Raw genomic sequence first — 26,277 nt, forward strand, 5'->3', positions numbered from 1 at the left:
AGCACAATTTTTTTTATTATCAAATTTTTAATAAAGATTATTAAAAATTAAAATTAATTTAAAAATTGTATATTAGCAAAATACTTGAAGAATAAAAAACTTTTTTACTTAGCTATGCAAACAACCTATATTGAAACACAGCAGATATCCTTTCAAGATTTTAAAAATCAGATACTTGAAGACTATAAGTTAGGAAGGATCTCCCGTGAAATGTCTTATCTCGGAAGGAGAGAAGTTCTCACAGGAAAAGCTAAATTCGGAATTTTTGGAGACGGTAAAGAACTTCCTCAGTTGGCAATGGCGAAAGTTTTCAGAAATGGAGACTTCCGTTCAGGATATTACAGGGATCAGACTTTTGCATTAGCAGTAGATGCTTTGACAGTAGAAAGCTTCTTTGCACAGCTATATGCTGATACAAGTGTAGAAAGGGAACCTGCTTCCGCCGGAAGACAAATGAACGGACACTTTGCAACAAGAAGTTTAAATGAAGACGGAAGCTGGAAAGATCTTACAGCACAGAAAAATATTTCTTCTGATATTTCTCCTACTGCAGGACAAATGCCAAGATTATTAGGATTGGCTCAGGCTTCTAAAGTGTATAAAAGTGTATCCTTTGAAGGTTCTGAGAAATTCTCGAAAGGAGGTAATGAAATTGCTTTTGGAACAATAGGAGATGCCTCTACAGCAGAAGGTCATTTCTGGGAAACTTTGAATGCTGCATGTGCACTTCAGGTTCCTATGATCGTATCCATCTGGGATGATGGCTATGGAATTTCAGTTCCTACTAAAAATCAGAGAGCTAAAGCTGACATCAGTGAAATGTTAAGCGGTTTTCAAAGAAAAGAAGGAGAAAACCAAGGTTGCGAGATTATTCAGGTAAAAGCCTGGGATTATCCTGCTTTATTGGATGCGTATGCAAGAGCTGAGCATTTTGCAAGAACAGAAAGTGTTCCTGTAGTCGTTCATGTAATAGAAGTTACACAGCCTCAAGGGCATTCTACATCAGGATCTCACGAAAGATATAAAAATGAAGAGCGTCTTGTTTGGGAAACGCAATTCGATGGATTAGTGAAATTCAAAGAATGGATTTTGAACTATTCTATTGAAATTGATGGTAAAGACGAAGTTATTGCTACCGTTGAAGAACTGGATATCATTGATGATGAAGCTAAAAAAATAGCAAAAGCAGGCCAGAAAGTGGCTTGGGACAGCTACCAGAAAACAATTACAGATTTAGTTCAGTCCATTTTACCTTTAGTGGAAAATCTTAAAGGCCAGAATACTGAAGTTGAAACTTATATTGTTCAATTTAATAAACTGGTTTCTAAAGCTAAAAAAGATGTTTTCCATTTAATCAGAAAATCTTTACTGGCAACAAGAGGAACGCATTCTGCAGAAAGAAATCAACTGATGCAGAAGTACAATGAAGTTTTTGAAATTGAAAAAGACAATTATTCTTCCCACCTGTACTCCCAGTCACAATGGAAGGCTGAAAATGTAAAAGAAATCAAGCCTGTTTACTCAGATAGCTCTGAAGATGTAGACGGAAGAGTAGTGGTAAGAAATAACTTTGATAAAATTTTTACAAAATATCCTGAGACCTTAGTATTTGGTGAAGATGCCGGAAATATCGGTGATGTTAACCAGGGGCTTGAAGGAATGCAGGAAAAGTATGGCGAATTACGTGTAGCTGATACCGGAATTCGTGAAGCTACCATTCTTGGTCAGGGGATTGGTATGGCAATGAGAGGGCTACGGCCTATTGCTGAAATCCAGTACCTGGATTATGTCCTTTACTGCTTACAGGGAATGAGTGATGATCTGGCGACCGTACAATACAGAACAAAAGGTGGTCAGAAAGCTCCTCTAATCATCAGAACAAGAGGTCACAGATTAGAAGGAATCTGGCACTCAGGTTCTCCAATGGCGGGGATTCTGAACCTTTCAAAAGGGATCCTGGTATTAGTTCCGAGAAACTTAACTAAAGCTGCCGGATTCTACAATACAATGCTTCAGACGGACGAACCTGCTATTATTGTAGAATGTCTGAACGGATACAGATTAAAAGAAAAACAACCTGATAACTTAGGAGAATTCACTGTTCCTGTAGGTAAAATTGAAGTGACTAAAGAAGGGAAAGACGTTACGTTGGTAACTTATGGTTCTACCTGGAGAGTAGTTTCTGAAGCCGCTGTTGAACTGGAAAAATTAGGAATTTCTGCAGAAGTTATTGATATCCAGTCATTAATTCCTTTCGATTTATCTCACGAAATTGCTGAAAGTGTAAAGAAAACCAACAGATTAGTAGTGATTGATGAAGACGTTGAAGGAGGAACTACAGGATTTATCTTACAGCAGATCTTAGAAAAGCAGAAAGCATTCAGATATCTGGATTCAGATCCGTTAACGATCTCTGCCAATGATCACAGACCAGCGTATGCAAGTGATGGAGATTACTTCAGCAAGCCTTCTACAGATGATATGGTAGAAAAGATCTATGCTATGTTCAACGAAACAAATCCTCAGAAATATCCTGCGATATTCTAATTGGGGTTTAAAATAAAAAAACGGCGAGCTTTCAGATTTCTGAAAGCTCGCCGTTTTTCATCATAAAAAGTAGATCTGAAATTTTAATCTGCTTCAGCCAGAGTGATCCGTAGCTTATTCAACGTATTCATTAAAGTGATACTTGCTGTCAGTTCTACAATCTCCCGCTCTGAAAAATGTTCAGCCAGTTTTTCTTTGATCTCATGCCAATCATCAGTATGGTGAATGACAGCCTCTGCCCAGCTTAAAACAAGCTTTTGCTTAGCATCAAATGCATGGGTATGCCTCCAGCCGGGTAGCCTGTTAATAACATCCTGCTCAAAACCAAAATTGAGAAGCTCTTTAGCATGGTAGCTGCAGCAATAGGGACATCCATTGATCTGTGAAATCCGTAGTTCTACCAGGGCAATAAGCTTTTCTTCAATCCCGGATTTTCGGATGCTTGTATGTGCTTTATACAGATGACCAATGGTTTCTTTAGCTATTTCTTTATAATTCATAATGGAAATTTTATACAAATTTGCACTATAAACTCATCAATAGCTATATACTTACTTTTCCGTTCTATACTTACCTTTTTGAAAGTACCCTTGGATGAAGCTCTAATTATTAATAAAATTGTTTCACCGTCTCAATAGCTTCTGTTTCAGGATCAACAAACAGGTAAACACATCCGTTATCGTGGAACAGATCACAGTCTTTAATGTCCATTTGTCCTAAAAAGAAGAAAGGTTTGTCGTTTTTAATCGGCCAATTAGGATTTTGTATCCATTGAGGAGGTTTCGTCTGATATTTAAAAAGATGAGCATACCGTTGTTTCATATAGAGCTTTTGATCAGCTTTTGAAAGGGTTTTATCTTCCGGTAAAATGTATTTTTCAATAAAGTCTGGGTCGGCATCTATATATTTGGGGCTTGTACTTAGAATCAGATTATACTCATCTGAGTATTCGGTTGAAGAAGTAAATTCAACTCCTATTTTTGAAAGAAATAGCTTTACAGCTCCATGGGCGTTTAATTTTCCGACAGAACTCTTATAATCTTGTTCTGCCAAAAATAAAAATGGATTTGTATCCTGTAAATAGGTTCCTTGCCAAGTAATGCTAGGGTCTGAAAGGATTTTTTCTAAATCCGGATTGGTATAAAGCTGTTGCTCAAAATCTTTTTCAGAAATTGTATTTCCAACAAAGTCTTTCAAAATCTGTATCCCGTCTGCCATTTTTAAATATACTGTCTTTATAGCTTATGATTAAATTATATATGACGTTATTTTAATTTTATAGTAGTGATAATATAAGTTGAAATGAAACTAAAGGCTGTCAAACATTAACAGCCTTTTTACTTTCTTTATTCAGCATGCTACAATCCTTTGTAGGCAATTCTTTAACCTGGTATTTTGCTTCCCACTCCTCCAGCAGGTATAAAATAGGCAGTAAAGCCAGTCCTTTTTCTGTCAGGGAATATTCTACCCTTGGAGGAAGTTCTTTAAATTCTTCACGAATCACCAGGCCATCACTTTCCATTTCCCGTAATTGATCGGTCAGCACCTTTCTTGAAATAACATTAATGCGCACAGCAAGCTCTCCAAAGCGTAATCTCCGGTCTTTGATCACCAGTACAATAATGGGTTTCCATTTGCTTCCCAATGCAGCCATTGCCTTACCCAATGGGCAGCTGTATTGCATTAATTCATTCTTTTTCATAGGGAGATATTTATTTTAAGCACATATAGAATTTGAGATTCCATATGTTACTTTGATGTTACTAATGTAAGTTACTGCGAAGTTACCACTATTTTTTTAATAAAAGATACAAAAACAAACTATTATTAGTTACTTTGTGTAACAATTATAAAACAATATTTAAAAATGAGTACATCGTCATTATTTAAACCGTTTCAATATAAGAATTTACAGCTTAAAAATAGAATCGTAATGGCTCCTATGACCAGAGCACAGTCTGATAATGGAGTTCCTACACAGAATATGGCAGACTACTACGGGAGAAGGGCAGCTTCAGAAGTTGGATTGATCCTTTCCGAAGGAACCGTTATCAACAGACCCGGATCAAAAAATTTACAGAATATCCCGGATTTTTATGGAAATGAAGCCTTAAACGGATGGAAAAACGTCATTGATACCGTACATCAGCATGGAGGCAAAATGGGTCCACAAATCTGGCATGTAGGAGATACAAGAATGTCTGAAGATTATCCATTGGTTGCTATGGAGAAAGCTTCTACAATGACGATTGAAGATATCCAGGATACCATTGCCCAATTTGCGGCATCAGCGAAATCTGCAAAAGACCTTGGATTCGACTGTCTTGAAATTCACGGAGCACATGGCTACCTTATTGATCAGTTTTTTTGGGAAGTAACCAATACCAGAACAGACGAATATGGAGGTAAAACATTAAAAGAAAGAAGCCGATTTGCCGTGGAGGTAGTAAAAGCCATCAGAGCAGCAGTGGGAGAGGACTTTACCATTATCATCCGTCTTTCACAATGGAAACAACAGGATTATAAAACGAGGTTGGCATTTACGCCCCATGAAATGGAAGACTGGTTATTACCTTTAAAAGAAGCTGGAGTAGATATTTTTCATTGTTCACAACGCCGTTTTTGGGAACCTGAATTTGAGGGTTCTGATTTAAATTTTGCAGGTTGGGCTAAGAAAATTACCGGGCAGCCAACGATTACGGTAGGTTCTGTGGGATTAAATGGAGATTTTCTTAATGCTTTTGCAGGTAAAGGGACAGAAAAAACTGACCTTACAGAACTGATCAGAAGACTTGATCATGAAGAATTTGATCTTGTGGCAGTAGGAAGAGCAATCTTGCAGGATTACCAATGGGTCCAAAAAATCAAAGAAGGAAACACAGAAGAACTTCTTGATTTCTCAGCAGAAAGTATGGGCGTATTATTTTAAATAGAGTGGTGAATAGGGAATGAGTTTCGCTGTCAATTTTTTAACAGCATATTTTATTCACTGCGAAGCAAAATTGACGGTTCACCATTCGGTTTAATCATCATAATTCACTTTATTTTATATTTAATTTTTTCACCTATTTATTAAAGAACCGGCTTTCAGAAATTCTGAAAGCCGGTTCTATTTTTAATCCTGTATCCACATGCTGTAGGGCAGATTCACAAATCCAGTACATTGGTTTTCCGAACTCTTTAATAAATACTTTGCATTATGTCCGGAATAATTAACATATGCCATATCACTTATATATAATTCTGCACAAAAAATACTTGGTATTAATAAGTCAGAATAAAATAAACCCACTCCCGGAAAATCCGGGAGCGGGTTTTTAACAGATTTAAATATCTAAAACTGCCTTATAACGACAGAAGTGATTTCTTATAAACCAATATTTTTTGTTGGCTTCAACTGCTTCAGAATACTTTTTGGAATTGCATTTTTGTGAACCAAAATAGCGGTTGATTTATATTCAACATAAGGTCTTGATACATAAAGGTATCCTGCAAAGTCATTGGTAACTCCCCAGGAATTTTTCACCATATAATATTCTTTACCGGTCTGGTCTTTTGCCAAACCTACGATATGCATACCGTGGTCATCGGTAGTAGAAAGGTTGTTTAGAGCTTTCTGACGCATATCTTCAGTAATTGTTTTATCCTTTTTAGGCTCTGTAAACAACGTCTGCTTATTTTCAGCAGTAATTTGCTCTAAGTCCATATCAGGAACATAAGCCACTCCATTTTTGTAAGAGAAATAAGGCTCGGAAACATCAGTTGCCCAGCCGATAGAATATCCTTTATTTACGGCATTGTCGATGATAGAAGTAAAATCTTTCATCGGAACATTCCAGTCTGAATCATGGCTCCAGTTATCAGGAATTGGAACTACGAATTTTTGGTAATAAGGATAATCTTTGTAAGAAGATAATTCTACATAATCTTCAGGATTAATTCCCACCACTTCTTTCGCGAATGTTTTAGGAGTGTAGTTTTTCCCTTCATATGTAAAATTAGCAGGTACCTTTCCTAAATATTCATCAAGAATAGCATCCACAGAATCCATCCAGTTATCAGAAAGTTTTCCTTTTGAAGAAGCCTGAACCAGGCTATCCAATACCGGCTTTATTTTCCCCTGCATTTCTTTGAAGTTGTTTACCGTTTGTCCGGATTTTAATCCAGAATAAACATCTTGAGGAACAGCTCCGTACTTTTTGTACATATTGATTACATCGTGAAGTTCTCCACCGTCACCCCAACTGATAGCTCCGTTATTTAAAACATATAACTTTGCTTTATCATGATAAGAGTTTCTGGCCGTGAAAATTTCAGCAAGATCTACAGGCTTTTTGCCCATTCTCTGCATTTCAGATTCAAGGAAAGAATTTCCTGAGTAGCTCCAGCAAGTTCCTGATGAACCCTGGTTCTTTACAGAAGTAGCACCAACGTCCTTTAGCGTTGTGAACTGAAAATTAGCATTTTGTGAGTGGTTATTTTTTAACTTATTGATTAAGTCATCTTGGGCAAACATCATACTTCCTGCAGACAAAACAAAAAGCAATGATGCGATTTTCGCATTTTTCATTACTATAAAAAGATTATTTGTATTAATAGTCGTTGATAATAGAGATTTGTTACAGAGGAAAAAGTTAAATTTAAAATGAAATTTTTTATAAAAAAAAGAGAAATGATTAAAAAAGCTAATAATGAACTTGTTTTTACACTTTTTATTTTAACCGCAAATCGAAGATTATCGCCTTTCAGTCGATGAATGTTATTTCGACGTAGTCAAAAATTACAAAGTTTCTTGAACACTTAAGTTTAATAATGCTGTGAAAATAAGCTCATTAAAGCTCACGTAAGTTTTAAAAAAAATCAAAGATTTTTTGCTTACGTGTACTTTTTATTTTAATCAGTTTAAACTTAAAATAAACTAAAGTGTTTATAACGTTTCACCCAGCTTTTGTGACTAAATTTTTAATTAGTTTAAACAGGCGGGAAGTCAATATAAAAAATAAATCCAGAATTATTTCATACACTCCATTTATCTCTTTTTAGAGTTCTCCGATCCGTTTTTTTGCTTTCTCAGCGTTCTTTGCCTATTCATATATTTACTCTATTTTAGGAAAAAGTTTATCATGTTTCCAACCTACTCAAAAGTTTCTGCATCTATCCTGATATAACTCCTGATTATGGAACGAAAATTATTATTAGAATGCCAGCGTAATGACCGCAATGCCCAGCGGAAGATCTACGAGAAAATGGCGGGCAGACTGTACGCTGTCTGCAGACGCTATCTGAAAAATGATGAAGATATTGAAGAGGTATTGGCAGATAGCTTCTACAAGATATTTACAAAGATTGGCCAGCTTCAGAATCCTGAAACCTTCGAAGCCTGGGCAAGGAAAATTGCAGTGAATGAATGTCTGCAGAAACTAAGAACCAATAAAGTCATGTTCATTTCTTTAGAAGAGAACTTTATCCCTTCTTCAGAAGGAATGGCTGAAAATATTTCTTTTGAAAAAGATATGATGAGCCTGCTTAGTTTTCTTCCGGAAGGATGCAGAGCAATTTTTAATCTTTTTGCTATTGAAGGGTATCCCCACAAAGAAATTGCCACAATGCTTTCTATAAGTGAAGGGACATCCAAATCTCAGCTCAACTTTGCGAGAAAAAAATTACAGGAACTTTTGGTGAATCAAAACATTTAAACTTTTACAACAATGGAAAATAATCATATAGATCAACAATTCAATGAAGCTTCAAAGCTTTCTGAAGAACCTACGGTTTTTGCTGGTTTTGAAAAAGTTTGGGGGAAAATTGAAGAAAAATTAGATCATAAAGAAGAGAAAAAAAGAATGATTCCTATTTGGTTTCCTTATGGGATTGCTGCCAGCCTGGTAATAGGATTGGGTGTCTTATATTTCCTGAATACAAATGATGCATCAGAGTCTGTACAACAATCAATAGCAGATATCAGCACTTCAAAAGAATCTGTTGTTAATCCTAATATTGCTCAAATTAACAGTATAATAAAGGAGAATATTCAGAAAGATAAAAATAATACTAACCCTGCTGTAGAAAAAATAGCAGTTCAGACAGATCCGGTTTCGGCTACATCTATTGATACTGCTATGCCGCTGCCTGTGCATGTTCCACCCATTCCATCAGCTCCTAAAATTCAGGTGGCAGCAAACGGGTATTATGTACAAAATGGTAAAAATATTGAAGCTTCAGACAGAAGAAAAGACTATGTTCAAAATGAAAATGCTAACGAATCAACTCAGTCAATTGACGAGGTTGTAGTGACTGCAATGGGGGTTAAAAAGTCTAAAGTTTCTATGGCATTGGCATCGAGTGTGGTGAGTTCAAATAGCATTGCTCCTCAAACTTCTACAATAAATAGATTACAGGGAAGTGTTGCAGGAATACAGGTAGGAGCGTCAACAAACAGTCACGTAAGAATCAGAGGAATAGCGTCTGTTGTTCCCGGAAAAGATCCTTTGTACATTGTGAATGGGAAAATTGCTGATGCTGATAATTTCAAAACCTTAGATCCCAATAAAATTGAGAATGTGGCGGTATTAAAAGATGCAGCAGCTACAGCATTATACGGAAGCAAAGCCGCTAATGGAATAGTTCTAGTAACAACTAAAAAACTTTCAAGAAGAGAAAAGAAAAGAATGGAAAAACTTCAGGAAGAAATCAATAAACAAAAACAGATTTCTCCTGTAGCTAATGATGAAAGCTATGATACTTTTGTGGAAAATCCGTTTGAACTGACTCAAAGCCAGCCATTATCTACATTTTCCATAGACGTGGATAATGCTTCCTATTCTAATGTCAGAAGAATGATCAATAACGGAGAGGTTGTCAATAAAAATGCGGTGCGGGTAGAAGAAATGATCAATTATTTTACATATGATTATCCGCAGCCAAAAAATGAAGATCCATTCTCTATTAATACGGAATATAATGGAGCACCATGGAATCCTGGCCATCAATTGTTGAAAATAGGACTTCAGGGAAAAGATATTCCGAAGGATCTTTTACCTGCCTCCAACCTGGTTTTTCTTATCGATGTTTCCGGTTCAATGGATGAACAGAATAAGCTGCCATTACTGAAATCATCTTTTAAAGTCTTGTTGAATAGGCTCAGACCTAAGGATAAAGTTGGGATCGTAGTGTACGCCGGAAGTGCAGGAATGGTTTTGCCATCAACTTCAGCGGCTGAAAAAGATAAAATTATTCAGGCTTTGGATAACTTACAGGCAGGAGGAAGTACCGCAGGAGGAGAGGGAATTGAGCTTGCTTATAAGCTGGCACGGGAAAATTTTGTAAAGAATGGAAATAACCGTGTGATCATTGCAACGGATGGAGATTTCAATGTAGGAGAATCATCTACATCAGATCTTCAGACGCTTATTGAAGAGAAAAGGAAATCCGGGGTTTTTCTTACCTGTTTAGGCTTTGGAATGGGCAACTATAAAGATAATACCCTGGAAACCTTAGCAGATAAAGGAAATGGAAATTACGCCTATATCGACAATATGCAGGAAGCCAATAAGTTCTTGGGAAGAGAATTTGCAGGAAGTATGTACGCCATTGCCAAAGATGTGAAAATCCAGGTTGAGTTTAATCCGGAATTTGTAAAATCTTACCGTCTGATCGGCTACGAAAACAGGAAGCTGAAGAATGAAGACTTTGTCAATGATAAAATAGATGCCGGAGAATTGGGAAGCGGACATACGGTTACCGCTTTATATGAAATCATTCCTGTCAATGTACAATCAGGTTTTCTTCCTAAAGAGAGTGGATTGAAGTATACTCAGACTATCTCTTCAAAGAAATTTGGAGATGAGCTGGCTACGATCAAGTTCAGATATAAAAAACCGAATGGAGAAGTAAGCCGTGAAATCAGTCAAATTGTTAAAAATTCTGATCGTAACATATCTTCAGCTACTCCGGACTTTAAATTTGCATCTTCCGTGGCATGGTTCGGACTGGTACTGAGAAACTCCGGACTGATTACCAAAAAAGATCTTTCCGATATTGAAAATCTTGCTAAACAAGGTAAAAATAAAGATGAAGAAGGGTACAGAGCGGAATTTATCAGATTGGTAGAAAGCTACAAAACAATTAAATAGCGATGAAAAACAGGCATTCCCAAAGGATGTCTGTTTTATTTTAAAATTAATTTTCAAAAATTATTGAAAATTCAAAAAATATAATTAGATTTGTAATATAAATTGAAAAGCTAAACACAATGCAACTTTCAGAAGCCAAAGAAAAATATATTCAGACTTGGGGAACCTTTGCTACCAACTGGGGGATTAACCGCACCATGGCACAGGTACATGCCTTACTGTTGGCAAGTGATAAACCTTTGTCTACGGATGAAGTAATGGAGCAGCTGGAAGTTTCAAGAGGAAATGCCAATATGAATCTGCGTGCCTTAATGGATTGGGGAATTGTAAGAAAAGAATTTATAAAAGGTGACCGGAAAGAATATTTCGTCGCAGAAAAAGATGTATGGTATCTGTTCAAGCAAATTACCAAGGAGCGTAGAAAAAGGGAAATTGAACCTGTAATTTCCTTCCTTGAAGAACTAAAAAATATTGAAGATAAGGATACAGAAGGAGCAAAAGAATTCATTAAATTAATGGAAGATTTCAGCTCTGTCACCGGGAAGATCAACAATATTATGGATCTGGCCATAAAAAGTGATGATCACTGGCTGGTAGGGAAGATTACTAACTTGCTGAAATAGAAAGAGGATGAAAAATCCTTTTTTATTTCATTTTAATTTTCAAAAATTACTGAAAGTTTTAAATAGATAATAATTATGAAAAACTTTATCATTCATTTATTTCTGATTTTGTATTTCAGAAAAAGAGGAACTCATTAAAAATAATTATCATGAAAGAATTTACAAAAATTGACTTCTATACTCAGATGTTTTTTTTAATAATTGGACCTGTGGCTTTTATAATGGGAGGTTTATCCGGGCTGGTACTATTTTATTTTATAGTAGGAATTCCACAATTGATTAGTTTTCTGGTAAAATTATTTCTTGGGATAAAAAAGTCAGTGTGGTATATCACCTATGGAATAGTAGTGATACCCTTCTGGATTACTGTAATGATCTTATTTAAAGAGAAAATTCTTAATGATTTTTTTGGATATATTTTAATTGCAGCTCTTTTATACAGCCCTGTAATGGCAGGACTTTATGTATACGACTGCTACAAAACATATAAATTTTACAAATAATGACCATGAAAACCTTAAAAAACCATACACTAATCTACGACAACGAATGTCCGATGTGTAATCTATATTCCCAGGGCTTCACAAAATCTGGGATGCTTGATGAAAACGGCAGAGAAGCTTTTACGGAAATCTCAGTAAGAAATAAAGATCTGATAGATTTACATCGGGCAAAAAATGAAATTGTATTGGTAAACCATAACAGCAATGAAGTGATCTATGGATTAGACAGCCTTCTTCTGATTATAGGGAATTCTTTCCCATTGTTGGAAAAGATAGTAAGACTACAACCTCTTTATTGGTTTTTCAAAAAACTCTATTCTTTTGTCTCTTACAATAGAAAACAAATTATTCCATCAGTAAAAAATAATGCGGAAGATGCCTGTGTTCCTGATTTTAACTTGAAATACAGATTATTGTATATTGCTTTTGTTGCGGTTTTCTCTGCCTGGATTTTAAGCATGTTTTCCGGAAAACTGGATCTGAACTTAAACCGTAATTTTTTAAGAGAGTTTGCCGTTTGCCTGGGACAGATTGTCTGGCAGACTATTTTTCTAAAAATCTATTTAAAAGATAAAATCTGGGACTACCTGGGAAATATGATGACTGTTTCTTTAATCGGAACATTACTTCTGATCCCGACTTTATGGACGGATTTTAGTTCTGTTTTTTACATGATATATTTCGGGATAGTTGTCTTTATTATGTTTCTGGAACATTTGAGAAGATGTAAAATACTAAAGCTCAACTATACTCCTACCATTTCCTGGATTCTATTCAGAACGATAGCTTTGGGTATCATTATTTTAACAATCCTTTAAAATAAAGACAATGAACCACCTTGAACTTATCAGACAGGTAGAATGGAAAGATCTTAAAAAACTTTCTGTTAAAGAAATGCTGATTGAAAATAATATCAGCCTTCCATGGCTTTTTATTTCACTGATTTTAGCGTATCATGGATATTATTGGATCGCATTGCCATTTTCAGGATTTTATTTTCTGACAGCATTGAGGCAGGTACATAATGGCTTTCACAATTCATTAGGAACCGGAAAGTTGTTGACATGGCTGTCATTGTATCTGAACAGTATGTTAATGATGGCTTCCATTCATGCTGTAAAGTTCAATCATATCAGGCATCATAAATTTTGTCTCTCTGAAGAAGATTATGAAGGAAAACCGGCTTCTATGAAATGGTATGAGGCAATACTATATGGCCCCGAACATATGTTTTTGATTCACTGGATTACTTTAAGAAAAGCAAATAAAACATATGTGAAAAATATGTTGCTGGAGCTGCTTTCAATAGGTGTCTTTACATTCTTTATCTTTTATCTTCAAATCCATTTTCTGATGTACCATATATTGATCATGTTTTCTGGTGAATTTTTGATGGCCTTTTTTGCAGTGTGGACAGTTCATCACGACACTCATGAAAACCCTAATGTAGCAAGAACGCAACGAGGGTTCTGGAAAAATAAACTGACCTTCAGTATGTTTTATCATATGGAACATCATCTTTTTCCGGCAGTTCCCACCATTAAACTCCCGGAATTGGCAGAAAGAATAGATAAAACCTTACCTGAATTACATAAAAAACAAACTTTTTGAACATGTCTGGAATATATTTAGAAACACTGATCAATGCCGATATACACCGCGTTTTTGATCTGGCCAGAGATATTGATCTGCACCAGAAATCAACTTCAATATCTCATGAAAAAGCAATTGCAGGGCGTACATCCGGTTTAATTGAGGAAAATGAAACCGTAACCTGGAGAGCAAAGCATCTGGGGATATATCAAACGCTTACCACTAAGATCATCAGTATGGAAAAACCATATCAATTCACTGATATCATGTTGAAAGGAGCTTTTAAATCTATGCGTCATCAGCATAGGTTCAGAGACATAGAAGGGAAAACCGTGATGACAGATATCTTTGAATTTGAATCTCCACTAGGAATCATAGGAAAGCTGTTTAATACAATCTACCTCACCCGTTACCTTAAAGCCTTCCTTCTGGAAAGAAATAAGATGATAAAAACCATCGCAGAAGAATCTGCAATGAGCCACGGGCAGCAGTCTATTCAAGGATAGGATAAAATGATATCAAAAATATAATCATCAAAAAATACACAATTATGAATTTTTTAAAGGCCGAATGGCGGAAATTAGCCATCATTAATTACGAAATCAATCCTGAAGTATTGTTGGGCTATTTACCTGAAAGTACTGAACTGGATTTTTATAAAGGGAAATGTTATGTAAGTCTGGTTGGCTTTATGTTTTTAAACACAAAATTATTAGGCCTTCCGATTCCTTTTCACAGAAATTTTGAAGAAGTAAATCTGCGGTTTTATGTAAAGAAAAAAGAACATGGAATTTGGAAAAGAGGAGTGGTCTTTATCAAAGAAATAGTTCCTAAACCGGCTTTAAGTTTTGTAGCTAATTCTATTTATAAAGAAAACTATCATACATTACCCATGAAAAATAATATCTACGAAGATGGAAATGAGCTGCTGATCAAGTATTCGTGGAAAGATAAAAATTGGCATTCTATTCAGATTACGGCAGACAATATTGCGCAGCCCATGGAGCCAGATTCTGAATTTGAATTTATCACAGAGCATTATTACGGCTTTACAAAAAAAGATGATAGAACCTCAGAATATGAAGTCTGCCACCCAAAATGGGATTTTTATCAGGTAAAAGATCATGAGCTGGAAATTGATTTCGGTACAATCTACGGTCAGGATTTTGAATATCTGAACCATCATAAGCCTGTTTCAGTAATGCTCGCGGAAGGCTCGGATATTAAAGTAAAAACAAAGAGATATTTAGGATAAGAATTCCGTATTTAGAAACAACATTTTAAACTTCAAAAAATGAAAATAATGATAGCAGGTGGATCCGGATTTCTCGGCGAAAACCTGGAAAAGTATTTTACAGAAAAAGGAAATAAGGTGCTGATCTTAACCCGAAATCCCAAGCGTAAAAATGAACTGTACTGGAATGCAAAAACTGTAGGAGAATGGAAAAATAGCCTTGAAAAAGCAGATGTTCTGATCAATCTTACCGGGAAATCTGTTGACTGCCGCTATACTGAGAAAAATAAACAGGAGATTTATTCTTCAAGAATAGAAAGCACTAAAGTATTGCAACAAGCCGTAAACAGTTGTTCGGATAAACCGAAAATCTGGCTGAATGCAAGCTCTGCAACCATCTACGTACATTCAGAAAAGCACTTGAATACTGAAGAAAATGGAGTAATAGGCGATGATTTTTCAATGAATATCTGTAAGAATTGGGAAGAGGAGTTCTTTACCATTAAAAACAATGAAACCAGAAAAGTAGCACTCCGTACCTCTATTGTCCTGGGGGATAACGGAGGTGCTTTTCCAAAATTAAAACTGATTACAAAGCTGGGACTAGGAGGTAAGCAGGGACGGGGTCAGCAAATGGTAAGCTGGATTCATATTGATGACTTTTGTAAAGCTGTGGAATGGATTATAGATCATGAAAACATGACGGGGGCCGTCAATATAACAGCTCCAAACCCTGTGTCCAATGAAGAGATGATGAGGAAATTAAGAAAACAGCTGAATATTCCTTTTGGCCTTAATGCGCCGGTTTGGCAGCTGGAAATAGCTTCTATCCTGCTGAAAACAGAAACCGAGCTGTTACTCAAAAGCCGAAATGTTTATCCTGAAAAACTGAGTAAGGCAGGATTTAATTTTTCTTATCCGGGAATGGATGAAGCCATACATCATCTTTTGAAAACCTGATATTGTATATTATGGGAAGATAGTTAAATTAGCACAAACGATTCCTCTATGCCAGCCAGACAAAAAACAAAAATCATTGTCCTTTCTTCATTTTTGATTGCTGCAAAGCTTTTATCACAGGCCCATAATGTTTCTGAAGGATACCAAAAGCCTATAGATCCTGTTGTTGTACAGAATTTAGAACAATGGCAGGATCTGAAATTCGGTTTGTTTATGCATTGGGGAACTTACAGCCAATGGGGAATTGTTGAAAGCTGGACCTTATGTCCTGAAGATGAGTCATGGACGCAGAGAAAGCCCGAACATGGGAAATCATATAATGAATATGTGAAAAACTATGAAAATCTTCAGACTACCTTCAATCCCATAGGGTTTAATCCACAGAAATGGGCAGATGCAGCAAAAAAAGCAGGGATGAAATATGTGGTTTTTACAACAAAACATCATGATGGTTTTGCCATGTTTGATACCAAACAATCCGATTACAAAATAACATCAACAAAAACCCCGTTTTCGAAGAATCCGAAGGCAGACATAACAAAAGAGATTTTTAATTCTTTCAGAAAAGAAGGTTTTAAAATTGGCGCTTATTTTTCAAAACCTGATTGGCATTCCGACGACTATTGGTGGTCATACTTTCCTCCAAAAGACAGAAATGTAAATTATGACCCTAAGAAATATCCTGAAAAATGGAAAAGCTTTAAGAACTTTACTTTTAACCAGCTGAATGAAATTACTTCCGGTTACGGAAAAATCGATATTCTTTGGCTCGATGGGGGCTGGGTTCGCCCTTTCAATACCATAGACCCGAAAGTAGAGTGGCAGAGGACGATCAAGGTGCAGCAGGATATTGACATGGATAAAATAGGGGCAATGGCCCGTAAAAATCAACCCGGGATTATTATTGTAGACCGTACTGTCTCCGGAAAATGGGAAAATTATATAACTCCTGAGCAGGCGGTTCCGGAACAGGCACTTTCTGTCCCTTGGGAAAGCTGCATTACTATGGGAGATTCTTTCTCCTATGTTCCCAATGACAATTATAAATCATCACAAAAAATCATTGAAACACTGGTAAAGATAATTTCCCGGGGAGGAAATTACCTGATGAATATTGCACCAGGCCCTGATGGCGACTACGATGCTGTAGTGTATGAACGATTAAAAGAAATTTCCGGTTGGATGGAGAAAAATGAATCAGCGGTTTTTGCAACAAGAAGCGTGTCCCCTTATCATGAAGGAGAGTTTTACTATACCCGGAGCAAAGATGGCCATACATTAAATATTTTCCATTTGGATACCCAGTCAAAGTCAGAATACAAGGCTCCATCCGAGCTTATCTTTACTATTCCGGAACAATTCACTCCAAAATCATTGAAAGTTCTGGGGATTTCTTCTGCAGTTCAATGGAAGAAAAATGGAAATACAATTAAGGTAAAGCTTCCGCAGGACCGGGCCGCATTAAAATATGCTGCAGTTATTCAGATCAAACAGTAATTCAAAATAAAAAGAGCAGATTTATGCTGCTCTTTTGAAGGTATAATGTTTGAATCTTTTAGTATTTTCTTGCCAACAGAAGGTTCAGTAAGAATGTACCGGTCCAGTTACTGTTGTTGGTACCATTGGCTCCAATGAAGTCTATACGGGCAACAGATACCGTAAGTCTGGTCTTTCCGCCGGTTCCGTTATTGGCAAGACTTACAAATGATGCCGTAAATACATCAGGAAAACTTGAATTATTTCCCGCTGTAAGAATAGGATACATATTGGTTACATTGAAAGGAGTTCCCTGATATTCATAAACAATGGTCATTCTGCTTGTATTGGAATAAGAAGCTGTATGGGCATTGGTTACGGATGATTTACTGATAAGCCACCATAGGTCCGTTCCGGATCCTGTATCATAAGAAGTATTGGTATGGTTTGACCAGTCTGCAACTCCCGGTGATCCGTTTCCATGAGGAGGAATAGACAATTGAGATCCATAAATTTCCACATTACTTGGCTTAGGAAGAACCGTGAAAGAGAGATCCCAGGTTCCGCCAGTGGTATTCCCATTGTTCACCACTTCTGCGTAAGCTCCTACCGGCACTACAAAAGAGGGAACAGGAGTACTGTCTATCCTCAAAGTATTACCTCCGGAAGGCTGGATGGTAAGGTTAGAGGTAGAAATATTTTTAATTTTATAAATTCTACCTGTATAGCTGGCCGTTCCACTCCCAATAACAGGAAGCGTAAAAGTGGTATTACCTGTTCCGTTGTAGGTAATATAGTGGTCAGTAGCTGTAATGGCATATGTGGTAGTAGCTACTTCTTTATAACCTGCTCTCAGAGATCCATTTATTGCTAAAGTACTGTTGGGGGTTGTGGTATTAATACCAACCTGTGCACTTAGGGTTACTGCCCCAAATAAGAGAATCGAAATGTATTTTTTCATATTTTTAAAATTGTTTTTTACAAAAATATGAAAAAAACATACGTAATTTACTTTATGCTACATATTTTCTAATTTAATAATTTAATTCCTATGTAAGTGATGTATGTTTTTTAGACTTATTTTTAAACAAGTCTGCAGCAAATTCCAAATCGTAAGATAATAGCTATAGTACTGATTAAGATAGTAATTGACGATGATTGATGCATTTTTATTTTCTCTCACAGATCACATGGAAAGACGTTTTTTGTTTTTTTGAGGGTTATTTGATAATTTTTCTTCCCCAAATAATTAAATATTTTTAGAATATCATAATATGATGAAAATAATCAGTTATAAATAAACTATTGTTGATGTTTTTTAATGATTGTAAACTCTATGTTGTAATTTTTGATCATGGTATGATATGTGCACTTTTATTATAAACCAAAATGAATTTAATTAAACATAATTAATTTATTAAAATCATTTTAAAAATATAAACATCATGAATAAGTTATTTATTTTCACCCTGTTGTTCGTAGGTTTATCAATGCATGTTTCAGCCCAAAAACATCCTCCACTTCCGCCGCATCCGTCGAAAACCGAATTGGTAGATGCCAAAATGCGTGAGCTCGATAAAAGATACAATACTGAAAAGAAATTAATTCTGAATCATCCGCTTGCCACCAAACAAATGAAAAGAGATCAGTTAAAAGCTTTAAATAAAAAATATCAAAGCCAGAAACGATTACTTAGAAGTATGAAATAATATAGATTTCTTACACTTATTAAAATGAGATAAGTCTGTTTTTACTTATTTTATTTTATGAAATTTTCAATTCTGAATGCTGTTTGTTGAAAAAGAGCGATTTTTTGTGCTTTTATTTTATTTAAAATTAAATAAAATAAGCTTGCTGGTGCATTTTTACATCTATTTTCAGAAACATGAAACATCCAATATTTTTCCTTAAATTCGCATAAAAATTTTTAAAGTAATGAATTACGATATTATTGTCATTGGAAGTGGTCCTGGTGGATATGTTACTGCGATCAGAGCAGCACAGTTGGGTTTCAAAACCGCAATTATCGAGAAAGAAAACTTAGGGGGAATTTGCCTTAACTGGGGATGTATTCCTACTAAAGCTTTATTGAAATCTGCTCAGGTTTTTCATTATATTAACCATGCTGAAGATTACGGATTGAATAAAGTGGAAGCTAGCTTTGAATTCCCGAATGTTATTCAGAGAAGCCGTGGGGTAGCCAGCAAAATGAGCAAAGGAATCGAATTCTTAATGAAAAAGAACAAGATTGATGTAATTCTTGGTACAGCAACTGTACAGAAAGGTAAAAAAGTTTCTGTTACAGATAAAGATGGTAAAGTAACTGAATATTCAGGAAGCCATATTATCATTGCTACAGGAGCTCGTTCAAGAGAATTACCAAACTTACCACAAGACGGTAAAAAAGTAATCGGATACAGACAGGCATTATCTCTTCCTGAGCAGCCAAAATCTATGATCGTTGTAGGTTCTGGAGCGATTGGAGTAGAATTTGCCGATTTCTATAATACAATGGGAACAAAAGTAACTGTTGTAGAATTTATGCCAAATATCGTACCTGTAGAAGACGAAGAAATCTCTAAACACTTAGAGAAATCTCTGAAGAAGACAGGAATTGAAATTATGACCAATGCTTCTGTAGAAAGCGTTGATACAAGTGGAGAAGGAGTAAAAGCTACCGTAAAAACGGCTAACGGAAATATTACATTAGAAGCCGATATCCTATTATCTGCTGTAGGTATTGCTGCCAACATCGAAAACATCGGTTTAGAAGAAGTAGGAATCCAAACAGATAAAGGAAGAGTTTTAGTAAATGAATGGTACGAAACTTCAGTACCGGGTTACTATGCGATTGGGGATATCATCCCAACTCAGGCATTGGCTCACGTAGCTTCAGCAGAAGGAATTACTTGTGTTGAGAAAATCAAAGGAATGCACGTTGAAAAGATCGACTATGGTAATATCCCGGGATGTACTTACTGTCATCCTGAAGTAGCTTCTGTAGGTCTTACAGAAAAGCAGGCTAAGGAAAAAGGATACGAAATTAAAGTAGGTAAATTCCCTCTCTCTGCAAGTGGTAAAGCTACAGCAAACGGAAATACAGATGGTTTCATCAAAGTTATTTTTGATGCTAAATACGGAGAGTGGTTAGGGTGTCATATGATTGGTGAAGGAGTAACTGATATGGTTGCTGAAGCTGTTGTAGCAAGAAAACTTGAAACTACAGGTCATGAGATCATTAAGTCTATTCACCCTCACCCAACTGTTTCTGAGGCTATCATGGAAGCAGCAGCAGCAGCTTACGGTGAAGTTATTCATATTTAAGATACAAAAGAGCAAAACTCTTTATTGATATTATAAACCACAGATTTTGTCTGTGGTTTTTCTATTAAAAATACCTAATTTCGGTGAAAAATTAACATGAGGAATAAATCTATCATAGCCGCTTTCGCTTTAGCAGGAGCCTTCTTCTCTGCACAGGAAAAAAATGAATTTGTAGCTCCCAATGAAAATCTTATTGCACAAAATATTCTGCCAATCCCAAAAAGTTTAGGCCAGAGTCTTAAAAAATATTCTGAAAGCAGAAATGCTTCTTTGGCAGATATCCATCCTAACGGAAAAGAAATCATTGCCGTTACCCGTTTCGCCTCTACTAACCAGCTGTATAAGATTTCTATGCCTATGGGCGCCAGAAGACAGGTTACCTTCTTTGATGAACCTGTTAATATTGCTTCTTACGAGCCTACGAAAGGGGAATACCTTGTTTACTCAAAAGATACGGGAGGAAACGAATTTGGGCAGCTGTATACATTAGATCTGAAGACATTGAAATCCAAGCTGCTTACCGATGGAGGAAGAACCCAAAATGGTGGTATTACCTGGAAAAAAGACGGTTCAGGATTTTATTTTACCTCTACCAAAAGAAATGGAGGTGACCGTGATATCTATTATATGAATCCCCTAAGACCCGAAGAAACCAAGCCTGTTTTGGAACTTAAAGGTGGAGGATGGGGAATCAGCGATATTTCTGATGATCATAAGAAGTTGCTGATCACAGAATATGTTTCTGCCAATGATTCTTATCTGTATATCTACGACACAGAAACAAAGAAATTAGAACCTGTTACAGACAGAAAAGAAAAAGGAATTGTTCAGCTCAATGCTTCTTTTGGAAAAAAACCTGATGAAATCTATTATATTACAGACAGGGATAATGAATTCAGCAGATTGGCCGTTCTGAATGTGAAAACAAAAAAGATCAGTTATCTGACCACTGCTATTCCGTGGAATGTAGAAGGTTATGATCTTTCTAGAGATAAATCCAGACTATCTTTCATTACCAATGAGAGTGGGATCAACAAACTGTATTTATTGAATACGGATAACCAGAAATATACACCGGTAAGCAATATTCCGGTTGGCCTTATTGGGGGAGGGAAATTTTCAGGAGATGGAAAATCTCTTTATTTCTCACAATCTGCAGCTAATTCAGGATCTGATATCTATAAAATGGATATAGCCTCTCAAAGTATTGAAAAATGGACAGAAAGTGAGCAGGGAGAAATGCAGCCTACGGACATGGCTGTTCCAAAACTGATAGAATGGAAAAGTTTTGACGGTATGAAAATTACAGGATTCTACTATCCTGCACCAGCAAAATTTACAGGGAAAAGACCGGTGCTGATTTCAATTCATGGAGGTCCTGAAGGGCAGTCTATGGCCACATCACTTGGGCAGGCCAATTATTTTCCGAATGAAATGGGTATCGCAGTGATTGCACCTAATGTAAGAGGGTCTTCAGGCTTTGGAAAGGCCTATATTGCCGCAGATAACGGATATTTGAGAATGAACTCTGTAAAAGATATCGGTGCTTTACTGGATTGGATTGCAGTGCAACCGGATCTGGATAAAGACAGGATTATGATCACAGGAGGAAGCTACGGAGGATTTATGACCCTGGCTACAGCGTATGAGTATGCCGACAGAATCAGATGTTCCATGGATGTAGTGGGGATTTCCGATTTCAATACATTCCTTAAAAATACTGAAGAGTATAGGAGAGACCTGAGAAGAGTAGAATATGGAGATGAAAGAATTCCTAAAATGGCAGAATTTTTCACGAAAATTGCGCCTTTGAATAATATCGATAAGATTAAAAAACCTATGTTTATCGTTCAGGGAACCAATGATCCCAGAGTTCCTGTATCAGAAGCTATTCAGATGAGGGATAAGTTAAAGGGGCAGGGAAAAACAGTTTGGTACCTTGAAGCAAAAAATGAAGGCCATGGTTTTAGAAAAAAAGAAAATATCGATTTTCAACGTCTTGCCATGATTAGATTTATGCAGGAATATCTGTTGAAATAAAACATTTTTTTATCTGAATAAGAAAACAGTGCACTCCTGTAAACTTTTATGGGAGTGTTTTTATTATGACAAGAGAAAATGAGAAGACAGTAAGGTAAAAATGATACCAGTAAATTAAATAAACCTATAAACCATAAATACTAGTTTTTTATTAAAATAATTTTAAAATCAACACATTTATAAAAATTAATCTGTTTTTCTCACGCCGATTTCTTACATTTATTCTATGAATTTTGAAAGAGTAGGACTTGTTTTATCAGGAGGTGGTACGAAAGGAATCGCCCATGCAGGAGTATTAAAATTCTTGAAAGAAAAAAACATAGAGGTAGATATCCTTTCTTGCTGTAGTGCAGGATCTATTGTAGGATGCCTGCATGCTGTAGGCAAAACACCAGAAGAAATTCTTGAGTTCTTCAATTCAATTTATTTTTTCAACTGGAAACATTTTACGTTCAATCAACCCGGATTGGTTTCTTCGGTCATTTTTAGGAATTATCTTAAGCCCATTTTTCATGATATGAAATTAAAGGATCTGGATATTGAAGTGAAAATTGTAGCCACAGAGCTGGTTTCAGGAACACAGAAAATTTTTGATGAAAATTTCGAAATTGTAGATGCTATTATTGCCTCCTGTTCTATACCGGGAATCACAACGCCTTACATCATTGATGAAGAAATGTATTGTGATGGGGGAGTGCTTAATAATTTTCCGGCAGACATTATCAGGGACGAATGTGACAAGCTTATCGGAGTTTTTGTATCACCACCCCATGATACCCATATTAATGACCTAAAATCAATCAAAGCTATCGTTTCACGTTCTTACGACCTGCTTTCCTACAGGATTGAAAAAATAAAGTTTGAATATTGTGACTGGTTTATTACTTCACAGAAATTATCAACATACGGAATGTTTGAACGGAGAAAAGACAGGCTGGAAGAAATTTTTGATATTGGATATAATGCGGCCTCAGAAAGTTTTGAAATCAGCCAGTATCACACGGAACTGAAAAAATTAGGAACATAACATAAATCCTGCATCACAATGCAGGATTTTATATGGTAAAATATGAAGAAATACTACAGTGCTTTATGGGTTGAGATCCATACTAGATCCAGTTATTTCTTCACTACTTGTCCGTCCTCGCGTACAATTTCCTGATCATTTTCATCATTTACAGTAAGGGTATAAGGTGCTTTTTTGGCTGAATCAGTAAGATAGTTTCTCCAAACTTGATAGGTGTATCCCTGATTGTTAAAAACGATATAGTAATTGCCTCCCGTACCGTCAGGAACCAGTTCCCCATCACTGATGATCATGCTTGGTTTTGCCGTGATTTTAGCGTTTGCATTCCATGATTGATACAAATACTTACCGTTGGGCTGTTTGTCAATTCTTATCTTAAATTTCTTTGTTTTAATAATGACCGTTTTGGGTACTTTTTGAAAAGTAGCATAAGAGGTTACATGATGGTCTTTTGATTCATTCGGAACTTCTTTCGCATATACAAAAGAAAACTGAGCCAGGCAGAAAGTTCCTAATAAGAAGCTTTTAATCATATTTTAAAGGTTATTGGTTACTAATCAGAGTTTCATCAAATATAGAGCCATTTTTACAGAGATAAGTTTACTATGTGGCAGTAGTATTTACCACCCCGTCAAATCTTCGATTTGCCACCCCTCCGGTGGAGGGGAATGTTCAGTCTTCAATTGGTATATTTGAGCATCTGATTTCAAATTCCTTGAAGTTAAAAGATAATGATGGGGCTTTCCATTTACCTTGTCATTCCGCAGGAATCTAAATGTATATATATACAAGAAAATCAGAGATTTTCATAAAACTTATGTGTACTTTTCAGCAGTGTGATAGCCACTTAAAAAATTTTAAGTGTTTCAATCTTTTGTGCCTTTTGTGGTTGATATTATTCTCCCTCAGATTGAGCAGATTTATATTATGTTTAGATTTCAGCTGAATGACACAATGCATTGTTTGAAAAGCTTATTTTAACACTTTAGATCACTTAAGCAAGTTTAAAAATTACTGCATATAGGTAAGTTCACTTTAGAAGAAAATCAGAGATTTTCATAAAACTTATGTGTACTTTTCAGCAGTGTGATAGTCACTTAAAAAATTTTAAGTGTTTCAATCTTTTGTGGCTTTTGTGGTTGATATTATTCTCCCTCAGATTGAGCAGATTTATATTATGTTTAGATTTCAGCTGAATGACACAATGCCATTGTTTGAAAGGCTTATTTTAACACTTTAGATCACTTAAGCAAGTTTAAAAATTACTGCATATAGGTTAGAAGAAAATCAGAGATTTTCATAAAACTTATGTGTACTTTTCAGCAGTGTGATAGCCACTTTTAAAAATCTTGAGTGTATAAATCTTTTGTGACTTTTGTGGTTGATATTTCTCCCGCAGATTTCTCTTATTTAAAGTTGTAAATCTTAGCTGGATACAGCAGTATAGCTTGCAAAAGCTTCTTCCAGGCTGTTAAATTTGCCTTTAAACTCATCAATAGGACAGTCCTGAAGGATATTCCCTTTATGAATAAGGATAACGCGGGAGCAAAGAGCTTCCACTTCCTGCATGATATGGGTAGAAAGTAAAACCGTCTTTTGCTGACCAATTTCTTTTACCACATTTCTGATTTCAATAATCTGGTTAGGATCCAGACCATTAGTGGGTTCATCCAAAATTAACAAATCGGGTTGGTGAATAATAGCCTGGGCCAACCCAACACGTTGCTTATATCCTTTAGATAATTGACTTATTTTTTTTGACTTTTCCGGTGTGATCCCTACAAGCTGAATCACTTCATCTACTCTGGCTTCAGAAATTTTATGAATATTTGCTACAAACTGAAGATATTCCTTAACATACATTTCAAGATAAAGTGGATTGTTTTCAGGAAGGAATCCTATTTTTTTCTTACTTTCAATGGCATATTCAGAAATATTTTGACCATTAAAAATAATTTCGCCCTGGTCAATTTTCAATGCACCAACGATGGATTTCATTAAAGTGGATTTTCCGGCACCATTAGGACCGAGAAGGCCGATGATCTCATTTTTATCAATAGAAATGTTGATATTGTTAAGGGCAGTTTGTTCCCCAAACTTTTTAGTCAAATTGATTATCTGAAGCGGCATAATGATTAATGTCTTTGTGCAAAAATAAAATAAAAAAACTCATTCGATGGAATGAGTTTCACAATATTTTTAAATTATACTTATTTTTTTGATTTCTTACTGCCGCCAGTAGATCTTGGTGTTGCTGTAGAGGCTGTATTTGGACCTGATTTTGAATTGACAACAGCCGATTTTTCATACAATGCATACTTACCATTTGTTTTACCAAAAATTTTCTCAACCTGTTTTTGGGTTAAAAACTGAGATTTTCCGATATACTTCCGGTTCTTGTTGATAATCTGAATAAACTGGAGTGTCTGCTGACCATAGTTTTTTTCATAATGAAGTTCGATAATATCATTAGGAAGTTCCAGGATAATATTTTCATCGGGAATAGCTGTTACAAAGCCCTCCATGATAAGTTTATAAAGCCCTGATACATCCCCATTCAGATTTTGGAATGAGAAAGATCGGATGGTATTCAGGTTGCTGGTGTTCAGATCCTGGTAATTGATGGTAAACTTATCTTCTTTTTTATATAAACCTACGGAATTATCTTTACCAATTTCCACTAAACTCTCATTTTTCAACACTTTAATTTGTGAGAAAACTGAAATGCTGAACATGCATGTAATAAGTAGAATTATTTTTCTCATGAATTGAATTTTAATGTTTTACAAATTGGTGTATATAAACTTACTAATAAAAA

At 35.8% G+C, this 26,277-nt stretch carries 24 protein-coding genes; 16 read left to right on the plus strand and 8 right to left on the minus strand.

The features are described 5' to 3' along the window. Positions 1 to 114 precede the first annotated feature (114 nt). Positions 115 to 2,547 (plus strand): thiamine pyrophosphate-dependent enzyme, encoded by a 2,433-nt coding sequence (locus tag MP478_RS01265; protein WP_257199346.1) that lies wholly within the window; start codon positions 115 to 117, stop codon positions 2,545 to 2,547. 83 nt (positions 2,548 to 2,630) lie between these two features. On the opposite strand, the gene MP478_RS01270 is transcribed toward MP478_RS01265, so the two are convergent. From MP478_RS01270 to MP478_RS01280, 3 genes are all read right to left on the minus strand, one after another. Then, positions 2,631 to 3,047: a carboxymuconolactone decarboxylase family protein gene (locus MP478_RS01270; protein ID WP_230035782.1), complete on the minus strand. Its 417-nt coding sequence runs from the start codon at positions 3,045 to 3,047 to the stop codon at positions 2,631 to 2,633. Between the two features lie 109 nt (positions 3,048 to 3,156). Further along, a complete protein-coding gene (locus tag MP478_RS01275; RefSeq protein ID WP_257189429.1) occupies positions 3,157 to 3,765 on the minus strand; it encodes a hypothetical protein in 609 nt (202 codons plus the stop codon). Positions 3,766 to 3,865: 100 nt separating this feature from the next. Beyond that, positions 3,866 to 4,249, minus strand: a complete 384-nt coding sequence (locus tag MP478_RS01280) for a helix-turn-helix domain-containing protein (protein ID WP_230035786.1) — start codon at positions 4,247 to 4,249, stop codon at positions 3,866 to 3,868. Between the two features lie 165 nt (positions 4,250 to 4,414). Here MP478_RS01280 and MP478_RS01285 point away from each other — a divergent pair, with 165 nt between their 5' ends. Beyond that, positions 4,415 to 5,476, plus strand: a complete 1,062-nt coding sequence (locus MP478_RS01285) for an NADH:flavin oxidoreductase (RefSeq protein WP_257199347.1) — start codon at positions 4,415 to 4,417, stop codon at positions 5,474 to 5,476. Positions 5,477 to 5,914: 438 nt separating this feature from the next. Here MP478_RS01285 and MP478_RS01290 read toward each other — a convergent pair whose 3' ends face one another. Beyond that, a complete protein-coding gene (locus MP478_RS01290) occupies positions 5,915 to 7,117 on the minus strand; it encodes an aminopeptidase C (RefSeq protein ID WP_230035790.1) in 1,203 nt (400 codons plus the stop codon). 607 nt (positions 7,118 to 7,724) lie between these two features. On the opposite strand from MP478_RS01290, the gene MP478_RS01295 reads away from it, so the two are divergent. From MP478_RS01295 to MP478_RS01340, 10 genes are all read left to right on the plus strand, one after another. Next, positions 7,725 to 8,243, plus strand: coding sequence for an RNA polymerase sigma factor (locus MP478_RS01295; RefSeq protein WP_257199348.1), 519 nt, complete (start codon positions 7,725 to 7,727; stop codon positions 8,241 to 8,243). A gap of 12 nt (positions 8,244 to 8,255) precedes the next feature. Further along, entirely contained in the window at positions 8,256 to 10,679 is a 2,424-nt protein-coding gene (locus MP478_RS01300) for a von Willebrand factor type A domain-containing protein (RefSeq protein WP_257199349.1), read from the plus strand. 119 nt (positions 10,680 to 10,798) lie between these two features. Then, positions 10,799 to 11,302, plus strand: coding sequence for a GbsR/MarR family transcriptional regulator (locus MP478_RS01305; protein WP_230035794.1), 504 nt, complete (start codon positions 10,799 to 10,801; stop codon positions 11,300 to 11,302). A 149-nt stretch (positions 11,303 to 11,451) separates the two neighbouring features. Then, complete coding sequence (locus MP478_RS01310) at positions 11,452 to 11,805, plus strand: hypothetical protein (protein ID WP_257199350.1); 354 nt, start codon at positions 11,452 to 11,454, stop codon at positions 11,803 to 11,805. A 5-nt stretch (positions 11,806 to 11,810) separates the two neighbouring features. Further along, positions 11,811 to 12,623, plus strand: coding sequence for a DUF393 domain-containing protein (locus tag MP478_RS01315; protein ID WP_257199351.1), 813 nt, complete (start codon positions 11,811 to 11,813; stop codon positions 12,621 to 12,623). 10 nt (positions 12,624 to 12,633) lie between these two features. Beyond that, entirely contained in the window at positions 12,634 to 13,416 is a 783-nt protein-coding gene (locus MP478_RS01320) for a fatty acid desaturase (protein WP_257199352.1), read from the plus strand. A 2-nt stretch (positions 13,417 to 13,418) separates the two neighbouring features. Then, positions 13,419 to 13,904 carry an SRPBCC family protein gene (locus MP478_RS01325; protein ID WP_230035801.1) on the plus strand — a complete coding sequence of 162 codons (486 nt, stop codon included), beginning with the start codon at positions 13,419 to 13,421 and terminating at the stop codon, positions 13,902 to 13,904. A gap of 44 nt (positions 13,905 to 13,948) precedes the next feature. Next, positions 13,949 to 14,653, plus strand: coding sequence for a YqjF family protein (locus tag MP478_RS01330; RefSeq protein ID WP_257199353.1), 705 nt, complete (start codon positions 13,949 to 13,951; stop codon positions 14,651 to 14,653). A gap of 39 nt (positions 14,654 to 14,692) precedes the next feature. Beyond that, on the plus strand, positions 14,693 to 15,592 hold the full coding sequence (locus MP478_RS01335) for a TIGR01777 family oxidoreductase (RefSeq protein ID WP_257199354.1): 900 nt from the start codon (positions 14,693 to 14,695) through the stop codon (positions 15,590 to 15,592). Between the two features lie 48 nt (positions 15,593 to 15,640). Further along, the gene (locus MP478_RS01340) at positions 15,641 to 17,089 is read left to right on the plus strand and encodes an alpha-L-fucosidase (protein ID WP_257199355.1); all 1,449 of its coding nucleotides are present in this window, start codon (positions 15,641 to 15,643) and stop codon (positions 17,087 to 17,089) included. Positions 17,090 to 17,147: 58 nt separating this feature from the next. On the opposite strand, the gene MP478_RS01345 is transcribed toward MP478_RS01340, so the two are convergent. Next, positions 17,148 to 18,029: a hypothetical protein gene (locus MP478_RS01345; RefSeq protein ID WP_257189419.1), complete on the minus strand. Its 882-nt coding sequence runs from the start codon at positions 18,027 to 18,029 to the stop codon at positions 17,148 to 17,150. Positions 18,030 to 18,513: 484 nt separating this feature from the next. Here MP478_RS01345 and MP478_RS01350 point away from each other — a divergent pair, with 484 nt between their 5' ends. The 4 genes from MP478_RS01350 to MP478_RS01365 all read left to right on the plus strand — a co-directional run bounded on the left by MP478_RS01350 (position 18,514) and on the right by MP478_RS01365 (position 23,459). After that, positions 18,514 to 18,777, plus strand: coding sequence for a hypothetical protein (locus tag MP478_RS01350; protein WP_230035811.1), 264 nt, complete (start codon positions 18,514 to 18,516; stop codon positions 18,775 to 18,777). A 226-nt stretch (positions 18,778 to 19,003) separates the two neighbouring features. Further along, positions 19,004 to 20,392 (plus strand): dihydrolipoyl dehydrogenase, encoded by a 1,389-nt coding sequence (gene lpdA, locus MP478_RS01355; RefSeq protein WP_257199356.1) that lies wholly within the window; start codon positions 19,004 to 19,006, stop codon positions 20,390 to 20,392. Positions 20,393 to 20,488: 96 nt separating this feature from the next. After that, positions 20,489 to 22,432, plus strand: a complete 1,944-nt coding sequence (locus MP478_RS01360; protein ID WP_257199357.1) for a S9 family peptidase — start codon at positions 20,489 to 20,491, stop codon at positions 22,430 to 22,432. A gap of 226 nt (positions 22,433 to 22,658) precedes the next feature. Next, on the plus strand, positions 22,659 to 23,459 hold the full coding sequence (locus tag MP478_RS01365) for a patatin-like phospholipase family protein (RefSeq protein WP_230035818.1): 801 nt from the start codon (positions 22,659 to 22,661) through the stop codon (positions 23,457 to 23,459). Between the two features lie 92 nt (positions 23,460 to 23,551). On the opposite strand, the gene MP478_RS01370 is transcribed toward MP478_RS01365, so the two are convergent. The 3 genes from MP478_RS01370 to MP478_RS01380 form a co-directional block, all read right to left on the minus strand. Beyond that, positions 23,552 to 23,992, minus strand: a complete 441-nt coding sequence (locus tag MP478_RS01370) for a hypothetical protein (RefSeq protein ID WP_230035820.1) — start codon at positions 23,990 to 23,992, stop codon at positions 23,552 to 23,554. 892 nt (positions 23,993 to 24,884) lie between these two features. Beyond that, positions 24,885 to 25,589, minus strand: a complete 705-nt coding sequence (locus MP478_RS01375) for an ABC transporter ATP-binding protein (RefSeq protein WP_230035822.1) — start codon at positions 25,587 to 25,589, stop codon at positions 24,885 to 24,887. An 80-nt stretch (positions 25,590 to 25,669) separates the two neighbouring features. Continuing rightward, positions 25,670 to 26,224: a hypothetical protein gene (locus tag MP478_RS01380; protein WP_230035824.1), complete on the minus strand. Its 555-nt coding sequence runs from the start codon at positions 26,222 to 26,224 to the stop codon at positions 25,670 to 25,672. Positions 26,225 to 26,277: the final 53 nt, after the last annotated feature.

It is taken from the genome of Chryseobacterium sp. WG14 (genome assembly GCF_024586945.1).
In the GTDB taxonomy this organism is placed as follows: domain Bacteria; phylum Bacteroidota; class Bacteroidia; order Flavobacteriales; family Weeksellaceae; genus Chryseobacterium.

Excerpts from the sequence above, each read along its gene's own strand:
- MP478_RS01265 (WP_257199346.1), top strand. The coding sequence starts at position 115 with ATGCAAACAACCTATATTGAAACACAGCAGATATCCTTTCAAGATTTT.
- MP478_RS01270 (WP_230035782.1), bottom strand. The coding sequence starts at position 3,047 with ATGAATTATAAAGAAATAGCTAAAGAAACCATTGGTCATCTGTATAAA.
- MP478_RS01275 (WP_257189429.1), bottom strand. The coding sequence starts at position 3,765 with ATGGCAGACGGGATACAGATTTTGAAAGACTTTGTTGGAAATACAATT.
- MP478_RS01280 (WP_230035786.1), bottom strand. The coding sequence starts at position 4,249 with ATGAAAAAGAATGAATTAATGCAATACAGCTGCCCATTGGGTAAGGCA.
- MP478_RS01285 (WP_257199347.1), top strand. The coding sequence starts at position 4,415 with ATGAGTACATCGTCATTATTTAAACCGTTTCAATATAAGAATTTACAG.
- MP478_RS01290 (WP_230035790.1), bottom strand. The coding sequence starts at position 7,117 with ATGAAAAATGCGAAAATCGCATCATTGCTTTTTGTTTTGTCTGCAGGA.
- MP478_RS01295 (WP_257199348.1), top strand. The coding sequence starts at position 7,725 with ATGGAACGAAAATTATTATTAGAATGCCAGCGTAATGACCGCAATGCC.
- MP478_RS01300 (WP_257199349.1), top strand. The coding sequence starts at position 8,256 with ATGGAAAATAATCATATAGATCAACAATTCAATGAAGCTTCAAAGCTT.
- MP478_RS01305 (WP_230035794.1), top strand. The coding sequence starts at position 10,799 with ATGCAACTTTCAGAAGCCAAAGAAAAATATATTCAGACTTGGGGAACC.
- MP478_RS01310 (WP_257199350.1), top strand. The coding sequence starts at position 11,452 with ATGAAAGAATTTACAAAAATTGACTTCTATACTCAGATGTTTTTTTTA.
- MP478_RS01315 (WP_257199351.1), top strand. The coding sequence starts at position 11,811 with ATGAAAACCTTAAAAAACCATACACTAATCTACGACAACGAATGTCCG.
- MP478_RS01320 (WP_257199352.1), top strand. The coding sequence starts at position 12,634 with ATGAACCACCTTGAACTTATCAGACAGGTAGAATGGAAAGATCTTAAA.
- MP478_RS01325 (WP_230035801.1), top strand. The coding sequence starts at position 13,419 with ATGTCTGGAATATATTTAGAAACACTGATCAATGCCGATATACACCGC.
- MP478_RS01330 (WP_257199353.1), top strand. The coding sequence starts at position 13,949 with ATGAATTTTTTAAAGGCCGAATGGCGGAAATTAGCCATCATTAATTAC.
- MP478_RS01335 (WP_257199354.1), top strand. The coding sequence starts at position 14,693 with ATGAAAATAATGATAGCAGGTGGATCCGGATTTCTCGGCGAAAACCTG.
- MP478_RS01340 (WP_257199355.1), top strand. The coding sequence starts at position 15,641 with ATGCCAGCCAGACAAAAAACAAAAATCATTGTCCTTTCTTCATTTTTG.
- MP478_RS01345 (WP_257189419.1), bottom strand. The coding sequence starts at position 18,029 with ATGAAAAAATACATTTCGATTCTCTTATTTGGGGCAGTAACCCTAAGT.
- MP478_RS01350 (WP_230035811.1), top strand. The coding sequence starts at position 18,514 with ATGAATAAGTTATTTATTTTCACCCTGTTGTTCGTAGGTTTATCAATG.
- lpdA (WP_257199356.1), top strand. The coding sequence starts at position 19,004 with ATGAATTACGATATTATTGTCATTGGAAGTGGTCCTGGTGGATATGTT.
- MP478_RS01360 (WP_257199357.1), top strand. The coding sequence starts at position 20,489 with ATGAGGAATAAATCTATCATAGCCGCTTTCGCTTTAGCAGGAGCCTTC.
- MP478_RS01365 (WP_230035818.1), top strand. The coding sequence starts at position 22,659 with ATGAATTTTGAAAGAGTAGGACTTGTTTTATCAGGAGGTGGTACGAAA.
- MP478_RS01370 (WP_230035820.1), bottom strand. The coding sequence starts at position 23,992 with ATGATTAAAAGCTTCTTATTAGGAACTTTCTGCCTGGCTCAGTTTTCT.
- MP478_RS01375 (WP_230035822.1), bottom strand. The coding sequence starts at position 25,589 with ATGCCGCTTCAGATAATCAATTTGACTAAAAAGTTTGGGGAACAAACT.
- MP478_RS01380 (WP_230035824.1), bottom strand. The coding sequence starts at position 26,224 with ATGAGAAAAATAATTCTACTTATTACATGCATGTTCAGCATTTCAGTT.